This is a genomic window from Halomonas maura, assembly GCF_030409305.1.
Classification (GTDB): domain Bacteria; phylum Pseudomonadota; class Gammaproteobacteria; order Pseudomonadales; family Halomonadaceae; genus Halomonas; species Halomonas maura.
The window spans coordinates 1-21080 of the sequence record NZ_JAUFPQ010000013.1; the positions used below are offsets into that span (position 1 = coordinate 1).

General features: G+C 69.7%; 16 protein-coding genes. 8 read left to right on the top strand and 8 right to left on the bottom strand.

Annotated features, from left to right (window positions below; genetic code table 11):
* Positions 1-113: 113 nt before the first annotated feature.
* The 4 genes from QWY76_RS06875 to QWY76_RS06890 form a co-directional block, all read right to left on the bottom strand.
* Positions 114-1787 carry a hypothetical protein gene (locus tag QWY76_RS06875; RefSeq protein WP_290310372.1) on the bottom strand — a complete coding sequence of 558 codons (1674 nt, stop codon included), beginning with the start codon at positions 1785-1787 and terminating at the stop codon, positions 114-116.
* Positions 1788-1939: 152 nt separating this feature from the next.
* Positions 1940-2596, bottom strand: coding sequence for a LutC/YkgG family protein (locus tag QWY76_RS06880; RefSeq protein WP_290310373.1), 657 nt, complete (start codon positions 2594-2596; stop codon positions 1940-1942).
* Entirely contained in the window at positions 2593-4032 is a 1440-nt protein-coding gene (locus tag QWY76_RS06885) for a LutB/LldF family L-lactate oxidation iron-sulfur protein (RefSeq protein ID WP_290310374.1), read from the bottom strand. Before QWY76_RS06885 ends, QWY76_RS06880 begins: the two co-directional genes overlap by 4 nt.
* Positions 4029-4784, bottom strand: a complete 756-nt coding sequence (locus tag QWY76_RS06890) for a (Fe-S)-binding protein (RefSeq protein WP_290310375.1) — start codon at positions 4782-4784, stop codon at positions 4029-4031. The genes QWY76_RS06885 and QWY76_RS06890 overlap by 4 nt, the downstream gene beginning before the upstream one ends.
* Positions 4785-5102: 318 nt before the next feature.
* Between QWY76_RS06890 and QWY76_RS06895 the strand changes: the two genes are divergently transcribed.
* Genes QWY76_RS06895 through QWY76_RS06905 form a run of 3 tightly spaced genes read left to right on the top strand, consistent with a single transcriptional unit; the run spans position 5103 to position 9178 of the window.
* A complete protein-coding gene (locus QWY76_RS06895) occupies positions 5103-5876 on the top strand; it encodes a GntR family transcriptional regulator (protein ID WP_290310376.1) in 774 nt (257 codons plus the stop codon).
* A 4-nt stretch (positions 5877-5880) separates the two neighbouring features.
* On the top strand, positions 5881-7803 hold the full coding sequence (locus QWY76_RS06900) for a sensor histidine kinase (protein WP_290310377.1): 1923 nt from the start codon (positions 5881-5883) through the stop codon (positions 7801-7803).
* Positions 7796-9178 carry a sigma-54-dependent transcriptional regulator gene (locus QWY76_RS06905; protein ID WP_290310378.1) on the top strand — a complete coding sequence of 461 codons (1383 nt, stop codon included), beginning with the start codon at positions 7796-7798 and terminating at the stop codon, positions 9176-9178. Before QWY76_RS06900 ends, QWY76_RS06905 begins: the two co-directional genes overlap by 8 nt.
* Here QWY76_RS06905 and QWY76_RS06910 read toward each other — a convergent pair.
* The 3 genes from QWY76_RS06910 to QWY76_RS06920 all read right to left on the bottom strand — a co-directional run bounded on the left by QWY76_RS06910 (position 9154) and on the right by QWY76_RS06920 (position 11806).
* Positions 9154-9825 carry a metal-dependent hydrolase gene (locus QWY76_RS06910; protein WP_290310379.1) on the bottom strand — a complete coding sequence of 224 codons (672 nt, stop codon included), beginning with the start codon at positions 9823-9825 and terminating at the stop codon, positions 9154-9156. The two genes, QWY76_RS06905 and QWY76_RS06910, sit on opposite strands and share 25 nt — an antisense overlap.
* A gap of 76 nt (positions 9826-9901) precedes the next feature.
* Positions 9902-10450: a gamma carbonic anhydrase family protein gene (locus QWY76_RS06915; RefSeq protein WP_290310380.1), complete on the bottom strand. Its 549-nt coding sequence runs from the start codon at positions 10448-10450 to the stop codon at positions 9902-9904.
* 15 nt (positions 10451-10465) lie between these two features.
* A complete protein-coding gene (locus QWY76_RS06920) occupies positions 10466-11806 on the bottom strand; it encodes a sodium-dependent transporter (protein ID WP_290310381.1) in 1341 nt (446 codons plus the stop codon).
* A 106-nt stretch (positions 11807-11912) separates the two neighbouring features.
* Between QWY76_RS06920 and prlC the strand changes: the two genes are divergently transcribed.
* From prlC to QWY76_RS06945, 5 genes are all read left to right on the top strand, one after another.
* A complete protein-coding gene (gene prlC / locus QWY76_RS06925; RefSeq protein WP_290310382.1) occupies positions 11913-13961 on the top strand; it encodes an oligopeptidase A in 2049 nt (682 codons plus the stop codon).
* A gap of 224 nt (positions 13962-14185) precedes the next feature.
* The gene (locus QWY76_RS06930) at positions 14186-14428 is read left to right on the top strand and encodes a YheV family putative zinc ribbon protein (RefSeq protein WP_290310383.1); all 243 of its coding nucleotides are present in this window, start codon (positions 14186-14188) and stop codon (positions 14426-14428) included.
* Complete coding sequence (locus tag QWY76_RS06935) at positions 14425-16140, top strand: Na/Pi cotransporter family protein (RefSeq protein WP_290310384.1); 1716 nt, start codon at positions 14425-14427, stop codon at positions 16138-16140. The genes QWY76_RS06930 and QWY76_RS06935 overlap by 4 nt, the downstream gene beginning before the upstream one ends.
* A gap of 231 nt (positions 16141-16371) precedes the next feature.
* Entirely contained in the window at positions 16372-17349 is a 978-nt protein-coding gene (locus tag QWY76_RS06940; RefSeq protein WP_290310385.1) for a TAXI family TRAP transporter solute-binding subunit, read from the top strand.
* Between the two features lie 80 nt (positions 17350-17429).
* Positions 17430-19616, top strand: coding sequence for a TRAP transporter permease (locus QWY76_RS06945; protein WP_290310386.1), 2187 nt, complete (start codon positions 17430-17432; stop codon positions 19614-19616).
* A 396-nt stretch (positions 19617-20012) separates the two neighbouring features.
* Here the strand turns inward: QWY76_RS06945 and metF are convergent, their stop codons facing one another.
* Positions 20013-20855 carry a methylenetetrahydrofolate reductase [NAD(P)H] gene (metF, locus tag QWY76_RS06950; protein WP_290310387.1) on the bottom strand — a complete coding sequence of 281 codons (843 nt, stop codon included), beginning with the start codon at positions 20853-20855 and terminating at the stop codon, positions 20013-20015.
* Positions 20856-21080 lie beyond the last annotated feature (225 nt).

Consider the following 21080-nt stretch of genomic DNA (forward strand, 5'->3'; position numbering starts at 1 on the left):
CAACGTTGCCCGTCGCCGGCAGCGGATGCGTACTTTACGGATTATCCCGGACCCACGCAAGCCCTGCGGGGAAAAAGTTTCAGGGGCGCCGCCTGGCGACGCCCCTGCCGACATCAGCCGCCGATCTCGAGGCGCACCATGCCGGTCCCGCTGCTGAAGCTGTCCACCTCGACGCGGTAGGTGCCGGGCTCGAGGCGCTGCGAGATCCGCGAACCGAGCCCCAGGTCGCCGGCATCGTCGTTCTGGGCATCGACGCCAGGGCCCGACAGCCGCAGCATCGTATCCACCGCCGCCGAGGTGGCCTCGACCACCACGGAGCGCGCCTCGCCGATCACCAGCTCATAGGTCAGGCTGTCGCCGCCGAGGTTGCCGTAGACGGTCTCGCCGGGACGCACCTCGCCGCCGTCGCTGGTGCGCCCCTCGAAGGCCTCGCCCTCGGCGCGCAGGCGATAGATGCCGCTGCCGCTGTAGCTCTGTGCCTCGAGGACGTATTGGCCAGGCTGGAGGATGGTGGTGATCAGGGCGTTGCGCTCGCCGCCGCCGTCGTCGTCGCTCAGGTCCAGGCCATTGCCGTGCAGGCGCAGCACCGGATCGAAGTCCCGGGAGTCCAGCGCCAGACGCGCCTCGACCGGCTCGTCGATCGCCAGGCGATAGCGATTCTCGCCGAGGCCGGTCAACTGGCCGCGCAGGCTCTCGCCGAGGGCCAGCGCGCCCTCATTGCGGAACTCGCCGTCGAAGTCCCGACGGGTCAGCTCGAGGGCATAGTCGCCTCCCCCATCGCCATAGCGGTCGACCTCCACCCGATAGTCACCGGCCATCAGCACGGTATCGAGACGCGAGTCGGTACCGTTGCCATCGTCGTCATTGGCGATGTCGGCGCCCTCGCCGATCACCCGCAGCACGGTATCGAAAGCCTGCGAGCGCAGCGACAGACCGATCTCGGAGGGGCGGTCGAGGTGCAGGCTGTAGGCATTCGGTGCCGCCCCCTCGAGTGTGCCGCTGACGCGGTCACCGTCACGCAGCGGCCCACCGTTGCGCCAGCCATCGTCCAGGTCGCGCCGCTCGGCCAGCAGGCGATAGGCCTCGCCGGTGGCGAGGACACGGCCGGGACAGCTCGCCTCTCCCCCGACGGCGGGGGCATGCTCGGGACGCAGGCGCACGCGATAGTCGCCGGCCTCCAGATAGGCCTCGAGGCGCAACTCGCCGGCCGCACAGGCATGGGCCGACTGCGATACGCCGTTGCCCTCCAGCTGCAGGCCGAGATCCTCGACGCCGCTCAGCGAGAGGGTAAGCAACGCCGGCCCGTCGAGGCGGATGGGGTACTCGGCCCCGCCCTCCTCCAGGCGCCCGGTCAGCGCACGCCCCGGCACCAGCTCGTCCCGGATGCCGATCGGCTCGGCGGTGAGCCGATAGGGGCCGAAGGCGCCATGACCATGACCATTGACCACCACCAGCGTACAAGCGTCGTCCGCCGGCGCGGCCAGCAGGGTCAGCGGCCCGGCCTCGGCACCGCCCCGGGCGCTCCCCAGCCACCGGCCCTGGGCGTCGAAGGCGGACAGCTCGGCGGCGAAGGACGCCTCGAGCGCATAGGACTGCCCCTCGCCAGCGGGCGAGCCGGCGCACAGCCAGTGCGCCGAGTAGCGGGTGCCGTTGTTGAGGTTGACGGGGCTCGCCGTGGTGAGCTCGCCCTGGATGTCGCTGCCGAGCGTCGTCTCGGGGGCACTGACGAAGCGCTCCTCGCCGTCGCCGCACCCTGCCAGCAGCGCCAGCCCGACAACGCCGGCCATCACGCGCCCCGGACGAACGGCCCGCCGGCGCGACTTTCCTGACTCCTGGATATGCACGTCATGTCTCCCTACATGTGGTTGCGAGACCCCGGCATTCCTGCGCCGGGGCCAACCGCACTATAGCGAAAACCTTGACGGCTGACCCTTGGCGCCTAGGCGTGGCGCACCAGCACCACCAGCTCGCGAGGGCCATGCACCCCGTAGGCCAGGGTCTGCTCGATGTCGGCGGTCTTGCTGGGACCGGACACCAGCAGGGCGTTGGCGGGCATCCCCGCGACCCAGTCGTGGCCGGCCATCACGTCGTGGAGGGTGTCCTCGAGGGCCTCGGCATCCAGCACGGCGATATGGATTGGCGGCACCAGGCTCAGCAGGCGCGGCTCGTCCGGGGTGGGCCAGAGCCACAGGCTGCCGGTCTCGGCGATGCCCCCTCCGGTCGAGGTCAGGCCGGCATCCACGCTCTCGAACAGCTCGCGCTGCCAGCTCTCGATGTCCCGGTCGACCGCGACCAGCTCGATGTCGCCCCCGGCGAGGGCCTCGCGGGCGGCCGCCGCCACCGGGTGCTCGCGCCCCAGCGCCAGCCGCCGCACACCCTTGTCGCGCAGCACGCCGGCAAGGCTCTCGGTCCAGCCGTCCCGGGACGTGTGGATCACCTCGCCATGCACGGAGGTGATCCAGCGCTCGAAGCGCTCGAGGCGCTCCTGTGCCGTCCAGCCACGGCCGGTCATCACGGTGAAGTCGCTCTCGGGAGCCTCGAGGGGACCATCGGCCCGCTCGCGCAGTCGCTTCAGGATGGCGTCGCGCGCACTCATGCGTCTTGCTCCTCTGCCGCCCGGCGGGCACGGCGCTGCTTGAGCAAGCCGTGCAGGGTGGTCTTCGCCGGCTTCGGCGCGGTGCGATAGTCGGTCCAGGGCCCAAGATGGGTCGGCGTCAGGCCACGCAGCCGGCCGGCCATGGCGGTGCCGCTGCGCCAGAGGCCGGGGTGAGTGGCCAGCCACTGCCAGCCCTTCCAGGCCGCCAGCTCCTTGCGCGAGCGCTTGGCGCCGGCACCGCGCACGTTGCCGCGCCCCTCGCCGACCGCCTCGCGGCGCAACCGCACCAGCAGGTCGGGGATCGGGATCTTCACCGGACAGACCTCGCCACAGGCCCCGCACAGGCTCGAGGCGGTGGGCAGGTCCTTGGTCGACTCCAGGCCCTCGAGGTGGGGCATCAGGATGCTGCCGATGGGCCCCGGATAGGTGGTGCCGTAGCTGTGCCCGCCGACCCGGGTGTACACCGGGCAATGGTTCATGCAGGCCCCGCAGCGGATGCAGCGCAGGGTGTCGAGCAGCTGGTCGTCCTGATAGATGCCGGAGCGACCGTTGTCGACCAGCACCAGGTGCACTTCCTCCGGGCCGTCGTGCTCGCCGGCGCGGCGCGGCCCGCTGATCATGTTGAAGTAGGTGGTCACGTGCTGGCCGGTGGCCGAGCGGGTGAGCAGCGAGTAGAGGGGCGCCACGTCGCGCAGGTGCTCGACGACCTTCTCGATGCCGGTCACGGCGATGTGCACCGGCGGCACCGTGGTGGTCATGCGGCCGTTGCCTTCGTTCTCCACCAGGCACAGGGTGCCGGTCTCGGCCACCGCGAAATTGACGCCGGACACCCCCACGTCGGCGGCCATGAAGCGCTCGCGCAGCTGCAGGCGGGCCGCCGCGGTCATGGTGTCGACGTCCCGGGTACGCGCGATGCCGGTCTTGTCGTGCATGATGCCGGCGATCTCGTCGGTGTTGAGGTGGATGGCCGGCATGATGATGTGCGACGGCGTCTGCTCGTTGAGCTGCACCAGGTACTCGCCGAGATCGGATTCCAGCGCGCTGATGCCGGCCGCCTCCAGGTGGGCGTTGAGATGCATCTCCTCGGAGACCATCGACTTGCCCTTGATCACCGACCTGGCCTCGCGGGCCTCGCACAGCTCGCGGATGAGGCGGCAGGCCTGCTCGCCGTCCTCCGCCCAGTGCACGCGGATGCCGTTGGCCTGGCAGTTGGCCTCGAGCCGCTCCAGCAGGTCGGGCAGCCTGGCCAGGGCGCGCAGGCGGATATTGGCCCCCAGTTCGCGCAGCGTCTCCAGGTCCCAGTCGGCGAAGCTGTCCCGGCGCTTGCTCATCAGCCCGTCCATGGCCTGGCGGAAGTTGGCCCGGATCTGCGGGTTCTCCAGGGCCTCATGGGCCTGGCGATGGAAGGCATCGGGAGTGAAGGTCTGTACGCTCATGAGGTCCTCCGCCACAGGTAGCTGGCGATATGCTCGCCGCGCACGGCACTCTGCCGGTACTCGAGACGCCCGGCGATGTTCATCAGGCAGCCGCAGTCGGAGCTGACGAAGTGCTCGGCGCCGGCCGCCTCGATGGCCCGGCTCTTGTCCTCGACCATGGCCGCCGACACCTCGGGGTGACGGACGGCGAAGGTGCCGCCGAAGCCGCAGCACTCGGCCGCCCGGGCCTGCTCCACCAGCTCCACGCCCTCGAGCCGCCCCAGCAGGGCCGGGCCGGTCTCGGCCAGCCCCATCTCGCGCCGGGCGCTGCAGGAGGTATGCATGGCCACCTTCTCCGGCGCCCCGCCGTCAGCGAGGCGCAGGTGACAGACATGCACCAGGAACTCGGTCAGCTCGAACACCCGGCCGGCGATCTCGCTGGCCTGCGCTTCCCGCTCGGTGCCGGCGAAGAGGTCGGGGTAGTGGACCCGCATCATGCCGCCGCAGGAGCCGGAGGGCACGATGATCGGCCAGGGCTCGGGGAACAGATCCAGCTGAGCCGCGGCGACGGCCCGGGCCTCGTTCTGGTAGCCCGAGGTGTAGGCCGGCTGGCCGCAGCAGGTCTGGTCCTCGGGGAAGATCACCTCGATGCCTTCCCGCTCCAGCAGGCGAATGGCGTCGAGGCCGGCCTCGGGGAAGAAGAGGTCGACCAGGCAGGTGCCATAGAAGTACACCCTGTCGGGCCTGGCGGGGTAGAGCTTGACGGGCGTCATGGTCAGGGTCCTCGGCGCCGACCGCGGGACGGGGCGCTGTCATGATGAGCCTGGATCGCTGCATATTGGTAAAACCAATTTACAGCGCAATGTCACCGCACAGTATGGCCCGGTGCCATGGCTGTCAAATTCCGGGCGCCGATATCCGCGTCGAAACGGCTAGACTTTGGTCTATGACCCTGCTTCCATGGCGGCAAGCTGCTGAAATCGGGGATAATCCCGGGGCGCCTCAGGGTGACGATTGCAGCGAGATATTGGTAATACCAATTCATCGGCGCTATCATGGACATCATGACCCCGCGCCCAGGAAGCATCACCATGTCCGATCAGACCCTCCGCCAGCCGCGCTTGGCCGATGTCATCACCGAGCGCCTCGAGGCCCTGATTCTCGAGGGTAGCCTAAAGCCCGGCCAGCGGCTGCCGCCGGAACGCGAGCTCGCCGAGCGCTTCGGCGTGTCGCGCCCGTCGCTGCGCGAGGCGATCCAGAAGCTCGCCGCCCGCGGCCTGCTGTCCAGCCGCCAGGGGGGCGGCACCTTCATCACCGAGGACCTGCACAGCGGCTACAGCGATCCGCTGCTGGAGATGCTGTCCCGTCACGGCGAGTTCCACCTGGACCTGCTGGAGTTCCGTGACGCCATGGAAGGCCTGTCCGCCTACTATGCCGCCCTGCGCGCCACCCCCACCGACAAGGCGGTGCTGATCGAGCGCTTCGAGGAGCTGGAGGCTCGCTTCAACGAGCAGGACCCGCCCCGGGAAGCCAAGGCCGATGCCGCCTTCCACCTGGCCATCGCCGAGGCCGCCCACAACGTCATGCTGCTGCACACCATCCGCGGCATCTTCCACCTGCTGGAGAAGAGCATCGTCGACAACCTCGAGCACCTGTTCGGCAAGCCCGATGCCCGCAAGAACCTGATGAGCCAGCACCGCGCGCTGCTCGACGCCATCCTCCAGGGCCATGCCGAGGAGGCCCGCAGCCGGGCCCACGAGCACCTGGTCTATGTGGAGGAGGGGCTGCTCGAGGCGGCACGCGCCGAGACGCGCGCCCAGCGCTCCCTGCGTCGCGCCCAGGCGATGCCCACGGCGAGTCACTGACCCCATGCCTCACGCCGGGCCTGCCTCGACGCGTCGTCGCCTGATCCGCCTGCTGCTGTGGGGGCTGGGCCTCGCCGGGCTCGCCCTGTGCATGTGGCAGACCGCCCAGGTGGCCCGGGAACAGGCCCTGCAGAGCCTGCGTCAGGATGCCGAGAACGAGCTGCGCCTGTCGGCAGCCGGGCTGACCGGCCACCTCTCGCGGCATGACTACCTCCCCGAATTGCTGGCCAGCCGGGAGGCGGTCAAGCGCTTCCTGGCATCACCGGACACCCAGAACCCGTTGCCGCTGAACCGCCTGCTCGACCGCTTCCGAGCCACCGCCGATGTCTCGGACATCTACCTGCTCGACCGCCACGCCAATACCCTGGCCGCCAGCAACTGGTACCGTCCCGACACCTTCATCGGCCAGAACTACCGCTACCGGCGCTACTACCAGGAGGCCATCGCCGGCCGCAGCGGTCGCTTCTTCGGCCTGGGGGTGCAGTCCGGGGAGCGCGGCTACTACTTCTCGGCCCCGGTATGGCTGGACGAGACGGCGCCGGACGCCCGCCCCGACGGGGTGATGGTGCTCAAGGTGCTGCTCACTGCCGTGGAGGACAGCTGGGCCGAGCAGGACGCCGAACTGCTGGTCACCGACCGGGACGGCGTGATCTTCCTGGCCAGCCAGCCGGCGCTGCGGCTGACCGCCATGGCGCCGCTCGGCGAGGCGCAGCGCGTGGCCCTGCGGGCCTCGCGGCGCTATGGCGATGAGCCGCTCCCCCCCTCCGGCCTGCGCGAGATCGAGCACCGCGACGAGCGCACCCGCCTGGTCAGCTTCGCCCAAGGGCCCCTGGCGGGACAGCCCTATCTCAGCCTGACCCGCCCCATGCCGGCCTTCGACTGGCACATGCACATCCTCAAGCCCCTCACCCCGGTGATCAACGCCCAGTGGGTCTCGGCGCTGCTGGCCGGCGGCCTCTACGGCCTGGTGGCCCTGGGGGGCGGCATCGGCTGGCAGCGCCTGCGCCTGCGCCGGGAGCGCGAACGCTTCGCCGAGCGCGAACGCCAGACCCTGGCGCGGGCCCGCGACGAGCTGGAGCGCAACGTGGCCAACCGTACCCGCGACCTGGTGGCCACCAACCGTCGCCTGTCCGACGAGATCGAGGAGCGCCGCCGCGCCGAGCAGAGCCTGCGGGAGACCCGCGACGAGCTCGTCCAGGCCGCCAAGCTGGCGGTGCTGGGCCAGCTCGCCGCCGGCATCAACCACGAACTCAACCAGCCCCTGGCGGCGATCCGCGCCTACGCCGAGAACGCCCGCGCCTTCATCGCCCGCAGCCGGGCCGAGGCCGCCGATGCCAACCTCGGCCAGATCGTCGAACTCACCGCGCGCATGGCCGAGATCAGCGCCCAGCTGCGGCAGTTCTCGCGCAAGAGCGGCGACACCCTCACCGCGGTCTCGGTGCAGTCGTGCTTCGACTACGCCCTGCGCCTGTTCCAGGCGCGCCTCCACGAGGGTGAGATCACCATCGAGCGCCGCTGGCCCGAGGCGACGGCCTGGGTGCGCGCCGACCCGGTGCGCCTCGAGCAGGTGCTGGTCAACCTGATCGGCAATGCCCTCCAGGCCCTGGCCGAGGCGCCCTCCCCGCGCCTGACGCTGGCCATCGAGACCACCCCGGAGCGGGTGTGCATCGAGGTGGCGGACAACGGCCCGGGCATCCCCGAGGACCATCTCGCCAGGATCTTCGAACCCTTCTTCACCACCAAGTCCACCGGCAGTGGCCTGGGGCTGGGGCTGTCGATCTCCGGGCGCATCATCGACGACCTCGGCGGTCGCCTCGAGGCCCGCAACGCGGCTGGCGGCGGCGCCCGCTTCACCATTACCCTGCCCCGGGACGGCGGCCCGGACGGCGAGCGGGCACGAACCAAGGAGCAATCACACCATGCATGAGTCCCCGGCCCCTCCGGTGATGATCATCGACGACGAGGCCCACCTGCGCATCACCGCCGGCCAGACCCTGGAGCTTGGCGGCTACGCGCCCCGGGCCTTCGAGAGCGCCGAGGCCGCCCTGGCGGCCCTGACGCCGGACTTTCCCGGCGTGGTGGTCAGCGACATCCGCATGCCCGGCATGGACGGCATGGCGCTGCTGCGCGAGGTGCGCAGCCGCGACCCGGACCTGCCGGTGGTGCTGATCACCGGCCATGGCGACATCTCCACCGCCGTGGAGGCCATGCGCGAGGGCGCCTGGGACTTCCTGGAGAAGCCCTTCGCCGGGGAGCGGCTGGTCGAGGTGGTGCGCCGCGGCACCGAGAAACGCCGGCTGAGCCTCGAGAATCGCACCCTCAAGGCCGAGCTGGAGGCCCAGCAGGCGGCCCCGGGGCCCCGCCTGGTGGGGCGCACCCCGGCGATCCAGAAGCTGGCCTCCATGGTCCAGCGCATCAGCCAGGTCGAGACCGACGTGCTGCTGTTCGGCGAGACCGGTGCCGGCAAGGATCTGGTCGCCCGTGCTATCCACGAACGCAGCTCACGGGGCGGCCGTCCCTTCGTCGCCATCAACTGCGGTGCGGTGCCGGAGAGCACCATCGAGTCGGAGCTCTTCGGCCACGAGAAGGGCGCCTTCACCGGCGCCGTGGAGCGGCGCATCGGCAAGTTCGAGCATGCCGAGGGCGGCACGGTGTTCCTCGACGAGGTCGAGTCGATGCCGCTGGCCCTGCAGGTCAAGCTGCTGCGGGTGCTCCAGGAACGCACCATCGAGCGACTGGGCTCGAACCAGCCGGTGTCGCTGGATATCCGGGTGATCGCCGCCACCAAGGTGGACCTCAAGGCCGCCGCGGAGGCCGGGGACTTCCGCGAGGATCTCTACTACCGGCTCAACGTGGTGACCCTGCCGATCCCGCCGCTGCGCGAGCGCCGCGAGGACATCCCGCTGCTGTTCCAGCACTTCGCGGTGCTGGCCGCCAATCGCAGCGGCCTGGAGGCGCCGCCCCTGGACGCCGCCGGCACCTCGGCGCTGATGGCCCACGACTGGCCGGGCAATGTGCGCGAGCTACGCAACCTGGCGGAGCGCTACGTGCTGCTCGGGGTGACCTGCGACTACCGGCTGGAGACCCTGCTGGCCGGCGTGGAGAGCGACAGCGGCGAGCTGCCGCTGCCCCAACAGGTGGAGCTGTTCGAGAAGGGGCTGATCAGCCAGGCCCTGGCCCGCCACCAGGGACGGGTCAGCGAGGTCTGCGAGGGCCTGGGGCTGCCCCGCAAGACCCTCTACGACAAGCTCAGGAAGCACGGCCTCAAGGCCGAGGACTACCGCCACAGCGCCGAGCCCTGAGCCAGCAGTTCGCCCAGCGAACCCCAGGGGGGCAGCCAGGGCGTGAGGGCGAGGGCCATCAGCAGCATGACGCCGGAGTTCAGCGGCTCACGGTAGGCGAACAGCTTGAAGGCGCTGCCGAAGGAGCGCTTGATCCGCGCCCCGGTAAGATCGACGCTGTACAGCTCGTCGAGCAGCAGGTGGATGCAGCAGCCCAGCACCAGCGCCAGCCCCTGGGCCCAGGCCAGCCCGGCCTCCAGCTCCAGCAGGCGGTAGCTGCCCGCGCTGGTGGCCAGCCCGCACAGGCCCGCGGCCAGCAGCGAGTGCCAGATGCCGCGATGCACGGAGAAGTGCTTGAAGATCGGGCTCAGCACATAGCGCACCCCGATGTAGAGGCCGCCACAGGCCAGCAGCAGCGCACCCAGGTTCAGCCAGGGACTCAGCAGCAGCGCCCCGGCCACCACGACCAGCACGGCCATCACGCTGAAGATCAGCCGCACGGCATGGGAGTGGTCGGAATCGATGTCCGGCAGGACGCCGCCGAAGGCGACCAGCACCGCCACAGGCAGGGCCTGCTCGGGGGTCCACAGCTCGGCCTGCCAGCCGGCCAGGGCCAACAGCACGCCGCCTCCTGCAGCGGCACTGATATGGGTACGGAAATCGGCCATCCCGGGCGCCTCCAAAGGCTGGATAAACGTCCATATTATCGCCCCGGATGACGTGACAGAACAATCGCTTGGCGGCTCAACCCCGGGCCGCGAGGTACTCGTCCTTCAACTTTACATAATTGCCGGCCGTATAGGGGAAGAAGGCGCGCTCCTTGTCCTTGATCGGCCGCAGCGCCTTGGCCGGGTTGCCGGCATAGACGTGCCCGCCGGCCAGCTGCTTGCCCGGCGTCACCACCGCCCCCGCGGCGATGATCACCTCGTCCTCGACCACGGCACCGTCCATGACGATGGCCCCCATGCCCACCAGGATGCGGCTGCCCAGGGTGGCCCCGTGCAGGATCGCCTTGTGGCCGATGGTCACGTCGTCGCCGATGGTCAGCGGGAAACCGTCGGGATTGAAGTCGCTGGCATGGGTGATGTGCAGCACGCTGCCGTCCTGGACGCTGACCCGTGCGCCGATGCGGATGCGGTGCATATCGCCGCGGATCACCGCCATCGGCCACACCGAGCTGTCGTCACCGAGCATCACGTCGCCCAGCACCACGCAGGCGGGATCGATATAGACCCGCTCGCCCAGCTGCGGCGTCACCCCCTTCCAGGGCCGGATGGCCGTCGAATCGCTCATCTTGCACCTCGCTTGTCAGATCAGTCCCGAGGCCAATACTACCAGCGTCAGCGGGATCGACACCCAGCGCACCAGGAACCGCCACAGGCGAAAGCCGTTGGGCCCGGCATCCAGGGCGCGCAGGGCGACAGGCTCGGGCAGCACCCAGGCGGCGAAGATCGCGATCAGCAGCCCCCCCACCGGCAGGAAGATCTCCGGCGGGATGGTGCTGACCAGGCCGAAGACATTCATCCCGAACAGCACCCGCAGCTCGGACAGCGTCGAGAAGGACAGCACCGACAGCAGGCCCAGCAGCCAGACGGCGATGCCCACCAGCGCCGAGGCCTGGCCACGACCGAGGCCCCAGCCCTGGAGGGTGGCGACCATCGGCTCGGCGAGGTTGATCGAGGAGGTCCAGGTGGCCAGCAGCAGCAGCAGGAAGAACAGCGACAGCCACAGGGCCCCGAAGGGCAGGTCGGCGAAGGCCACCGGCAGGGTCACGAACATCAGCCCGGGCCCCTCGGCGGGGTCCATGCCCTGGGCGAAGACCACCGAGAAGATGGCGATGCCGGCCAGCAGCGCCACGGTGACGTCGAGTACCGCGACGCCGGCGGCCGCCCGGGGCAGGCTCTGGTGGTCCGGCATGTAGGCGCCGTAGGCCATCAGCGCGCAGGCGCCCACCGCCAGGGTGAAGAAGGCATGCCCCATGGCGGCGATCAGCACCGGCGGCGTGACCGCCGAGAGATCCGGCGTGAACAGCCAGGCGAGCGCCTGGCCGAAGCCGCTGGTGGTGGCGGCGTGGCCGGCCAGCACCAGCAGCAGCAGGTAGAGCAGCGGCATCAGCAGGTTGTTGAGCCGCTCCAGCCCCTTGGCCACGCCCGCGGCCACCACCATCATGGTCATGGCCAGGAAGAGGGTATGGTTGAAGGTCATGCGCCCGGGGTCGGCGAGGAAGGCATCGAAGCCGGCGCCGATCTCCGCGGCGCCCTTGCCGACGAAATCGCCGTTGACCGCGGCGACCAGGAACTCGATGGACCAGCCCGAGACCACCGAATAGAAGGAGAGGATGCAGAACACCGTGAAGGCCCCGAACAGCCCCAGCCAGCGCCAGTGAGGGCTGCGGCCGGCCTGGGTGGCCAGGTGGCCGAGCGACTGCATGGGGCTGCGCCGCCCGGCGCGACCGATCAGGATCTCGGCCATCATCACCGGCAGGCCCAGCAGCACCACGAAGGCCACGTAGAGGAGCAGGAAGGCCGCACCACCATATTCGCCGGTGATGTAGGGGAACCGCCAGATGTTGCCCAGCCCCACCGCGGCCCCGGTCACGGCCAGGATGAAGGCGCGTCGGCTGCTCCAGCGCTCCAGGGTCTCGTTCATCGCTCTGCTCCGGGCGGTCGTTGCAAAGGGCGCAAGCCTAGCACATTGAAACCCGCCCGAGCCGCCCGCATCTAAGGCATGTTTCCCATCACGTTCCGAGGTGCGCATGTCCGCCAATCCACTGCTCGACTCCCACTCGCTGCCCCCCTTCGCCGAGATCAGACCCGAGCAGGTAGTGCCGGCCATCGAGACCCTGCTGGCCGAGAACCGTCGCGCCATCGAGGACCTGGTGGCCCGCGCCGAACGCGAGGCGCCCTCCTGGGAGAGCCTGGCGGCGCCCCTGGAGGCCCTCAACGACCGCCTGTCGAGGGCCTGGTCGCCGGTCTCGCACCTCAACGGCACCATGAACAACGAGGCGCTGCGGGGCGCCTACGAGAAAAGCCTCGGGCTGCTCTCCGACTACAGTACCTGGCTCGGCCAGCACGAGGGCCTGTTCCGCGCCTGGCAGGCGCTGAAGGACGGCCCGGCCTGGGCCGAACTCGACGAGGGACAGCGCCGCACCGTGGACAATGCCCTGCGAGACTTCCGCCTCGCCGGGGTCGACCTGCCGCCCGCCCAGAAGCAGCGCTACGGCGAGATCAAGGCCCGCCTGTCGAGCCTCGCCAACAGCTTCTCCAACCAGCTGCTGGACGCCACCCAGGCCTGGCAGCTGCATCTCGACGACGCCAGCCGCCTGGCCGGCCTGCCCGAGAGCGCCCTGGCGACCCTCAAGGCCAACGCCGAGGCCAAGGGCCGCGAGGGCTACCGCATCACCCTCGACTTCCCCAGCTTCTTCCCGGTGATGACCCACGCCGACGACCGCGAGCTGCGTCGCGAGGTCTACACCGCCTTCGTCACCCGGGCCTCCGACCAGGGCCCCAATGCCGGGGAGTTCGACAACGCCCCGATCATGGAAGAGACCCTGGCGCTGCGCCGGGAGCTCGCCGAGCTGCTCGGCTTCGCCACCTACGCCGACTACTCGCTGGCCACCAAGATGGCCGAGTCGCCCACCCAGGTGACCACCTTCCTCGAGGACCTGGCCGAGCGCGCCGTGCCCCAGGCCCGGGAGGAGTATGCCGAGCTCGCGGCCTTCGCCCGCGACCAGCTGGGCATGGCCGAGCTCGCGCCCTGGGACGTGGGCTACGCCAGCGAGAAGCTGCGCGAGGCCCGCTACGCGATCTCCGACGAGCAGCTGCGCCCCTACTTTCCCGCCCCGCGGGTGGTCGACGGCCTGTTCCGGGTCGTCGAGCGACTCTACGGGGTGACCGTCGAGGAGGACACCACCGCGCCGCGCTACCATCCCGACGTGCGCTACTTCCGCATCATGGAGGACGGCGCGCCCATCGCCGGCTTCTACCTGGACCTCTATGCCCGGGAAGGCAAGCGCGGCGGCGCCTGGATGGACGAGTGCCGGGTCCGCCGCCTGGAGGCCGGCGAGCTGCAGCTGCCGGTGGCCTACCTGACCTGCAACTTCACCCGACCGGTGGGCGACAAGCCCGCCCTGCTGACCCATGACGAGGTCACCACCCTGTTCCACGAGTTCGGCCACGGCCTGCACCACATGCTGACCCGCCAGACCGTCGCCGACATCTCCGGCATCAACGGCGTGGCCTGGGATGCCGTCGAGCTGCCCAGCCAGTTCATGGAGAACTTCTGCTGGGAGCGCGAGGGCCTGGACCTGATCGCCGGCCACGTCGACACCGGCGCACCGTTGCCCGAGGCGCTGTTCGAGAAGCTGCTGGCGGCCAAGAACTTCCAGTCGGCCATGGGCATGGTGCGCCAGCTGGAGTTCTCGCTGTTCGACTTCCGCCTGCACCTGGAGGCCGCCGCCCCGTCCGCCGCCGACATCCAGGCCCTGCTCGACGAGGTGCGCGACAGCGTCTCGGTGGTGCCGCGGGCCGACTTCAACCGCTTCCAGAACGGCTTCGGGCACATCTTCGCCGGCGGCTACGCGGCGGGTTACTACAGTTACAAGTGGGCCGAGGTGCTCTCCGCGGATGCCTGGAGCGCCTTCGAGGAGGCCGGCATCTTCGATCCCGAGACCGGGCGTCGCTTCCGCACCGAGATCCTCGAGCGGGGCGGCTCCCGGGACGCCGCCGAGCTGTTCCGCGCCTTCCGCGGGCGCGAGCCCAGCGTCGAGCCGTTGCTGCGCCATAGCGGCATCCGCGCGGCCTGAGCTCGCCTCGCGCGGCCTGCCGCCGGGCCCGTCCCGGCGGCAGGCGATTGGCCCCGGGTACCAGCGGGCCCCACGGCCCGGCAGGAGCCCAGCATGGCCATCCAGCAACGCGTTAGCGCCGGCGCCAGCGGTCCCCGCGGGACCGCAGAGATGAGACGGCATCGCCTCCGCGCCGCCTGACATGCCCCTACGCCGCCCCGGCGGCCCTCTTTCCAGGAGCCCCTATGGCCATCCAGAAACGCTTTATCGCCGGCGCCATCTGTCCCCGCTGCGCCGAGATGGACCGCATCCGCGCCTGGGAGCAGCACGGTATCCGCTACCGGGACTGCGTCAGCTGTGACTTCTTCGAGCAGCTGCCCATCGAGGACGAGGCGCTGCCCGAGCTCGAGACCCGGGTCAACCGCGAGCGCGAGGAGCCGCACCGCGACGACCTGCAGACCGTGAAGATCCTCGACCCCAAGGGATGATCGCGGCGCCCGGTCCCCTGGTGCCCTCCCGGCGCCTGCTCGAGCTGCTGGGCCTGGCGGCGGGGACGGCGCTGCTGGTGGCGCGGCTCGACCTGGCCACCCTGGCCGCCGGCCTGGGCCTGTTCCTGTGGGGCATGACCCACCTGGAGGAGGCCATCAAGCGCCTCTCCGGCGGCACCCTGGATCGCTGGCTGCACGCCGCCACCCGCCGCCCGCTGCGGGCCATCGGCGTCGGCGCCCTGACCACCGCCCTGGTGCAGTCCAGCTCGCTGGTCACCCTGCTGGCCATGTCCTTCGTGGGCGCCGGCCTGGTGGCCCTGCCCGGGGCCATCGCGCTGATCTTCGGCGCCAACCTGGGCACCACCACCGGCGCCTGGCTGATCGCCGGGCTGGGGCTGAAGGTCGACCTGGCCCACTACGCCATGCCGCTGCTGGCGATCGGGCTGATCGGCAGCCGGTTGCTGCAGGGCAGCCGGGCCGGCCTCGCCGGCCTGCTGCTGGGCGTCGGGCTGCTGTTTCTCGGCATCGACTTCATGAAGCTCGGCTTCGAGACCTGGCAGGACGGCCTCTCGCTGGACGGCCTGGCCGGGGAGCGCGTCTGGCACTGGCCGCTGTTCGTGCTGTTCGGCGTGGCCGCCACGGTGGTCATGCAGTCCAGCCATGCCACCCTGCTGATCATCCTCGCCGCCCTGGCCTCGGGCCAGCTGCCCTACCTGCCGGCCCTGGCCATCGCCATCGGCGCCAACATCGGCACCACCGTGACCGCGCTGATCGGCGCCCTGGGCGCCGGCAGCGCGGGCCGCCGCCTCGCCGGCGCCCACCTGATCTTCAACCTGGTCACCGCCTGCGTGGCGCTGGCCCTGCTGCTGCCGCTGGCCCATCTCGTGGATCTCCTGGGCGGGTGGATCGGCCTGGCCGAGGGCGCCTGGCCCCTAAAGCTGGCGCTCTTCCATACCCTCTTCAACGGCCTCGGCATCCTGCTGATGCTGCCGATGATCCCGCGCCTGGCCGGCCTGCTCGAGCGCCTGATCCCCGACCCGGGGCGCCAGGACCCGGCCGAGGCCCGCTACCTGGACGCCACCGCCCTGGAGCATGCGGATACCGCGGTCGCCGCCATGGAGCAGGAGGCCCGGCGTCTCGAGCGCCGGGCCTACCACCTGCTGTGTGCGGCCATCCTCATGCCCAGCGCCGAGGTGATCGGCCATCCGCCGGACCGGGCGGTGGCCCGCGCGTCGATCGACACCGACGCCTGGCCCTCGGTGAACGCACGCTACCACGCGCGCATCAAGCCGCTGCTCGCGGAGTTCCTCGCCTTCCATGCGCGCATCGACGCGCCGCTGACCGAGGCCCAGGCGGCCCGGCTCGAGGCCCTCTACCAACGCAGCCTGCGCCTGGTCGAGGCGGTACGCTTCGGTGAGGTCCTGCAGCGCAGCCTGCTGCGCCATGCCGACCCGGCGAGCCCGCTGCGCGAGGCCCATGACGACCTGCGCATGGCGGTGGCGGAGGGGCTCAACCGGTTGGCCAACGCCCCCGACACCCCGCAGATCGGCGCCGCCCTGGAGGAGACGCGACGCCACTGGCAACACGAGCTGGCCGACCGCCTGCGCCACCAGCGGCTCGACGCCTGGCTGGCCTCCTCGCTGATGAACGACCTCCACCAGGCCAGCCGTCTGCTGGAGGCGTTGATCCCACCGAACTACGCTTCTCCCTGAGAATTGTGCGGATAACCGCACATCCCATGTGGCGATTTGTGCGGTTTCCCGCCACGAACCGGGCAACCGCATTGCGACCTTGGTCTAATCCACAAGCTGTAACCCTCTGGCGATAAACAATTTTTCCAACAATGGAACGGCCCTTGCTGATAGTCAGGGTGTCGAACGACAGCCGCCCCGCTTCCGCCTGGGCCGGCCAAGCACAACCATAACCCGAACGGGAGAAACGCCATGACCACGACCACACGGATCCTCACCGGCACCCTCGCCGGCGCCATGCTGATCGCCGGCAGCGCCCAGGCCGATCGCAGCGATTGGCCGCAGAGCTTCACCGTGGGCACCGCCAGCCAGGGCGGCACCTACTTCGTCTACGGCTCCGGCTGGGCCAACCTGATCGCCGACGAGCTGGGTGTCTCCGGCGGCGGCGAGGTCACCGGCGGCCCCAACCAGAACCTGGCCCTGGTGCACACCGGCGACCTGGCCCTGGGCCTGACCACCATGGGCCCGGCCGCCGAGGCACTGGCCGGCGAGAGCCCCCTGGCACCCGGCGTGAAGCTGGACAACGTCTGCGCGCTCTTCCCGATGTACGAGACGCCCTTCTCCATCGCCACGCTCGCCAACAGCGGCATCGAGTCGATCTCCGACATCCCCGACGGCGCCACCATCGGCTTCGGCCCGGCGGCGTCCACCTCCGACACCTACTTCCCGGCCATCCTCGAGGAGCTGGGCGTGAACTTCGAGCGCCGCAACGGCGGCTGGAACGACCTGGGTGGCCAGTTGCAGGACGGCCTGATCGACGTCATCGCCTTCGCCGCCGGCATCCCGATCCCGGCGGTCAGCCAGCTCGAGGTGCAGACCGACGTCAACATCATCGAGTTCACCGAGGAGGAGCAGCAGCAAGTCATCGACGCCTTCCCGGTGTCACCGTTCCAGATCCCGGCCAGCACCTACCAGACCCTCGAGGAGGATGCCCGCGCCGTCTCCATGTGGAACTTCACCATCGCCGGCTGTGACCTGCCGGAGGATTTCGTCTACGAAATCACCAAGCTGAGCATGGAGAACAACGACCGGATGCGCGACATCCATCGCAGCGCCCAGTTCAGCGTGCCGGAGAACATCGAGTACAACACCGTGCTGCCGTTCCACCCGGGTGCGGTGCGCTGGTACGAGGAAAACGGCTACGAGATCCCCGCCGACCAGAAGCTCTGAGCCGTTGACCACCCGCGATCCCGCGTCCCCGACGCGGGATCGCCCCCCGCACGTTCGTCCCTCACCCAAGGGTGATCCCCATGTCCCAGAATCACGATCCCCGTCCCGACGCACACGACGACGAGGAGATCCGCCCCGTCGTCGCCGAGGGCGTCGATGACGACGCCGTGGAATCCAACCGGCGCGTCTACAGCGGCTGGCAATGGCTGCTGTTCGGCACCCTGGCCATCGTCTATTCCAGCTTTCACCTGGTGTCGCTCAACCTCTATCCGATGGAAACCTGGTCGTTCCGCATCGTGCACATCTGCGGCGCGCTGATCCTCGGCTACGGGTTCTACGCCGGCACCCGCTTCGCCGACGACCGGCACAAGCCCTCGCCGGCCTGGCTGGCGTGGCTGAGCTACGCCCTGTTGATCCCGGCGGGCTATGCCCTGCTCCAGGTCTTCCTGATGCAGCAGGCCATGAGCGGCGGCGCCATGCGCATCGAGCCGCACATCGAGGCCTTCCACTACGGCTACCCGCTGATGCTGGCCACCGCGGCAGCCATCCTGCTGTCCTGGAGCTACCGCCAGTACCGCCACCGCCTGTCCCCGGCGGACCTGGTGCTGATGGTCTGCGCCCTGGCCAGCGCCGGCTACCTGCTGGTGATGTTCAACAGCCCGCTGCGCGCCTCCACCGGGACCCCCTTCGCGCCGATGGGCATCTCCTACGCGGCCATCGCCGGCGCGGCCCTGATCCTCGAGCTGACGCGTCGCGTCGCCGGCCTGGCGCTGGTGATCATCTCCGCCATCTTCCTGATCTATGTGTTCGCCGGCCCCTACCTGCCGGGCTTCCTCGGCTATCCGGGGCTGTCGGTGGGCCGCTTCTTCAGCCAGGTCTACACCGATGCCGGGGTGCTCGGCCCGACCACCGCGGTGTCCTCGACCTACATCATCCTGTTCATCATCTTCGCCGCCTTCCTGCAGGCCTCGAAGGTCGGCGACTACTTCGTCAACTTCGCCTTCGCCGCCGCCGGCCGCGCCCGCGGCGGCCCGGCCAAGGTCTCGATCTTCGCCTCCGGGCTGATGGGCATGATCAACGGCACCAGCGCCGGCAACGTGGTCTCCACCGGCTCGTTGACCATCCCGCTGATGAAGAAGGTCGGCTACCCGGCGCGCAGCGCCGGCGCGATCGAGGCCGCCGCCTCCACCGGCGGGCAGATCATGCCGCCGATCATGGGCGCCGGGGCCTTCATCATGGCCGAGGTCACCGGCATCCCCTATACCGAGATCGCCGTGGCGGCACTGATCCCCGCCATCCTCTACTTCCTGTCGATCTACTGCATGGTCGACTTCGAGGCCGCGCGCAAGGGCATGCGCGGCATGCGCAAGGAAGAGATCCCGCTGTTCTCGAAGCTGGTCAAGCAGGTCTACCTGTTCGCGCCGATCATCATCCTGATCGTCGCCCTGTTCATGGGTTACTCGGTGATCCGTGCCGGCACCCTGGCCACCGCCTCGGCGGCCGTGGTGAGCTGGATCTCCCCGCACAAGATGGGCATCCGCGCCATCCTCCGCGCCCTGCAGCTCGCCGGCAGCATGTCGATCCAGATCATCGCCGTGTGTGCCTGCGCCGGCCTGATCGTCGGCGTGATTGCCCTGACCGGCGTGGGCGCGCGCTTCTCCTCGCTGCTGCTCGGCCTGGCCGGCGTCAGCCAGCTGCTGGCGCTGTTCTTCGCCATGTGCATCTCGATCCTGCTGGGCATGGGCATGCCGACCACGGCCGCCTATGCGGTGGCCGCCTCGGTGGTGGCGCCGGGCCTGATCGCGATCGGCATCCAGCCGCTGGTGGCACACTTCTTCGTGTTCTACTTCGCGGTGGTCTCGGCGATCACCCCACCGGTGGCGCTGGCCTCCTATGCCGCGGCGGGCATCTCCGGGGACAACGCCATGGGCACCTCGGTGGCCTCGTTCAAGATCGGCCTGGCCGCCTTCATCGTGCCCTTCATGTTCTTCTACAGCCCGGCGATGCTGATGGAGGGCTCCTGGCTGCAGATCCTGCGGGTCGGCGTGACCGCCACCCTGGGCATCGTGCTGCTGGCGGCCACCGTCCAGGCCTGGTTCTTCGGCCCGGTGAAGCTCTGGCAGCGCCTGGTGATGCTGATCGGCGCGCTGTGCATGATCTACGGCGGCATCTACAGCGACGTGGCCGGCCTGGCCATCGGCACGGCGCTGTTCCTGTACCAGCGCGGCCGCAACGGCGGTGGCGCCCAGCCGGTGACCTCCGGCTGACACCTCACCGTCACGCACCACGCAAAGGGCCCCGCCGGATGGCGGGGCCCTTCGTTTATCTGGCGGGAAAATCGGGAATACGCGAGTTCAGGCGGAGAGGTTGTCGAGCACCCTGGGGGTCGGCTCGGCCTGGTTCAGGCCGACATGGAAAGGGAAATGCAGCCGGGCTGTGCGCCCGGCCAGGCTCGATTCAGCCGGAGATATTATCCAGCACCCTGGGGGTCGGCTCGGCCTGGTTCAGGCCGACATGGAAAGGGAAATGTAACCGGGCTGTGCGCCCGGCCAGGCTCGATTCAGCCGGAGATATTATCCAGCACCCTGGGGGTCGGCTCGGCCTGGTTCAGGCCGACATGGAAAGGGAAATGCAACCGGGCTGTGCGCCCGGCCAGGCTCGATTCAGCCGGAGATATTATCCAGCACCCTGAGGGTCGGCTCGGCCTGGTTCAGCGTATAGAAATGCAGGCCCGGCGCGCCGCCGTCGAGCAGGCGCTGGCAGAGCCGCGAGATGACTTCCTCGCCGAAGGCGGCGATGGCCTCGCCGTCGTCGCCGTAGGCCTCGAGCTGCTTGCGGATCCAGCGCGGGATCTCGGCGCCGCAGGCATCGGAGAAGCGCGCCAGCTTGGTGTAGTTGGTGATCGGCATGATGCCGGGCACGATCGGCGCCTCGACGCCCAGGGCGCGGGCCCGCTCGACGAAGTGGAAGTAGGCGTCGGCGGTGAAGAAGTACTGGGTGATGGCGAGGTTGGCCCCGGCCTTCATCTTGCGGGCGAAGTTTTCCACGTCGCGGTCGAGGCTGGGGGCCTGGGGATGGGATTCCGGATAGGCCGCCACGGCGATCTCGAAGTGGTCGCCGGTCTCCTCGCGGATGAACTCGACGAGCTCGTTGGCATAGCGCAGCTCGCCGATGCCGCCCATCCCGGAGGGCAGGTCGCCGCGCAGGGCCACCAGGCTGTCGATGCCCTGCTCGCGGTACTGGGCCAGCAGGTCACGCAGCACCGCCTTCTCGCTGCCGATGCATGACAGGTGCGGCGCGGTGGTGATGCCTGACTCGCGCACGGCCTGCACGGTGTTGAGGGTGCGATGCTGGGTGGAGCCGCCGGCGCCGTAGGTGACGGAGAAGAAGCGCGGTTGGCGAGGGGCCAGGGCATCGCGGGTGCGCATCAGCTTGTCCCGCCCGGCGTCGGTGTTGGGCGGGAAGAATTCGAAACTGATGCCCAGCGGATGCTCGTGTGCACTCATCGATCCGGTCCTCGTGGTTCGCGTCGCTTCGGACACGCGGTGTCAGGATGCGCAGCCGCCCGGCGCCGGCCGGGCGATGCGAGAAGTTGGCGCCATTGTGACGATTCGCGGGCAGGGCGACCAATGAAAGTTTCGTCACTCTGCATCGATTTCCTTCATATAAGAACCGCGGGCTGTATAACCAGACGTGCTAAAGCACCGCCGGGCCGCCCCGGCGGACTGACA

Coding starts and splice junctions, on each gene's coding strand:
- QWY76_RS06875 (WP_290310372.1), bottom strand. CDS start 1,787: ATGGCCGGCGTTGTCGGGCTGGCGCTGCTGGCAGGGTGCGGCGACGGC.
- QWY76_RS06945 (WP_290310386.1), top strand. CDS start 17,430: ATGTCCCAGAATCACGATCCCCGTCCCGACGCACACGACGACGAGGAG.
- QWY76_RS06935 (WP_290310384.1), top strand. CDS start 14,425: ATGATCGCGGCGCCCGGTCCCCTGGTGCCCTCCCGGCGCCTGCTCGAG.
- QWY76_RS06930 (WP_290310383.1), top strand. CDS start 14,186: ATGGCCATCCAGAAACGCTTTATCGCCGGCGCCATCTGTCCCCGCTGC.
- QWY76_RS06880 (WP_290310373.1), bottom strand. CDS start 2,596: ATGAGTGCGCGCGACGCCATCCTGAAGCGACTGCGCGAGCGGGCCGAT.
- QWY76_RS06920 (WP_290310381.1), bottom strand. CDS start 11,806: ATGAACGAGACCCTGGAGCGCTGGAGCAGCCGACGCGCCTTCATCCTG.
- QWY76_RS06900 (WP_290310377.1), top strand. CDS start 5,881: ATGCCTCACGCCGGGCCTGCCTCGACGCGTCGTCGCCTGATCCGCCTG.
- metF (WP_290310387.1), bottom strand. CDS start 20,855: ATGAGTGCACACGAGCATCCGCTGGGCATCAGTTTCGAATTCTTCCCG.
- QWY76_RS06915 (WP_290310380.1), bottom strand. CDS start 10,450: ATGAGCGATTCGACGGCCATCCGGCCCTGGAAGGGGGTGACGCCGCAG.
- QWY76_RS06910 (WP_290310379.1), bottom strand. CDS start 9,825: ATGGCCGATTTCCGTACCCATATCAGTGCCGCTGCAGGAGGCGGCGTG.
- QWY76_RS06895 (WP_290310376.1), top strand. CDS start 5,103: ATGTCCGATCAGACCCTCCGCCAGCCGCGCTTGGCCGATGTCATCACC.
- prlC (WP_290310382.1), top strand. CDS start 11,913: ATGTCCGCCAATCCACTGCTCGACTCCCACTCGCTGCCCCCCTTCGCC.
- QWY76_RS06885 (WP_290310374.1), bottom strand. CDS start 4,032: ATGAGCGTACAGACCTTCACTCCCGATGCCTTCCATCGCCAGGCCCAT.
- QWY76_RS06905 (WP_290310378.1), top strand. CDS start 7,796: ATGCATGAGTCCCCGGCCCCTCCGGTGATGATCATCGACGACGAGGCC.
- QWY76_RS06890 (WP_290310375.1), bottom strand. CDS start 4,784: ATGACGCCCGTCAAGCTCTACCCCGCCAGGCCCGACAGGGTGTACTTC.
- QWY76_RS06940 (WP_290310385.1), top strand. CDS start 16,372: ATGACCACGACCACACGGATCCTCACCGGCACCCTCGCCGGCGCCATG.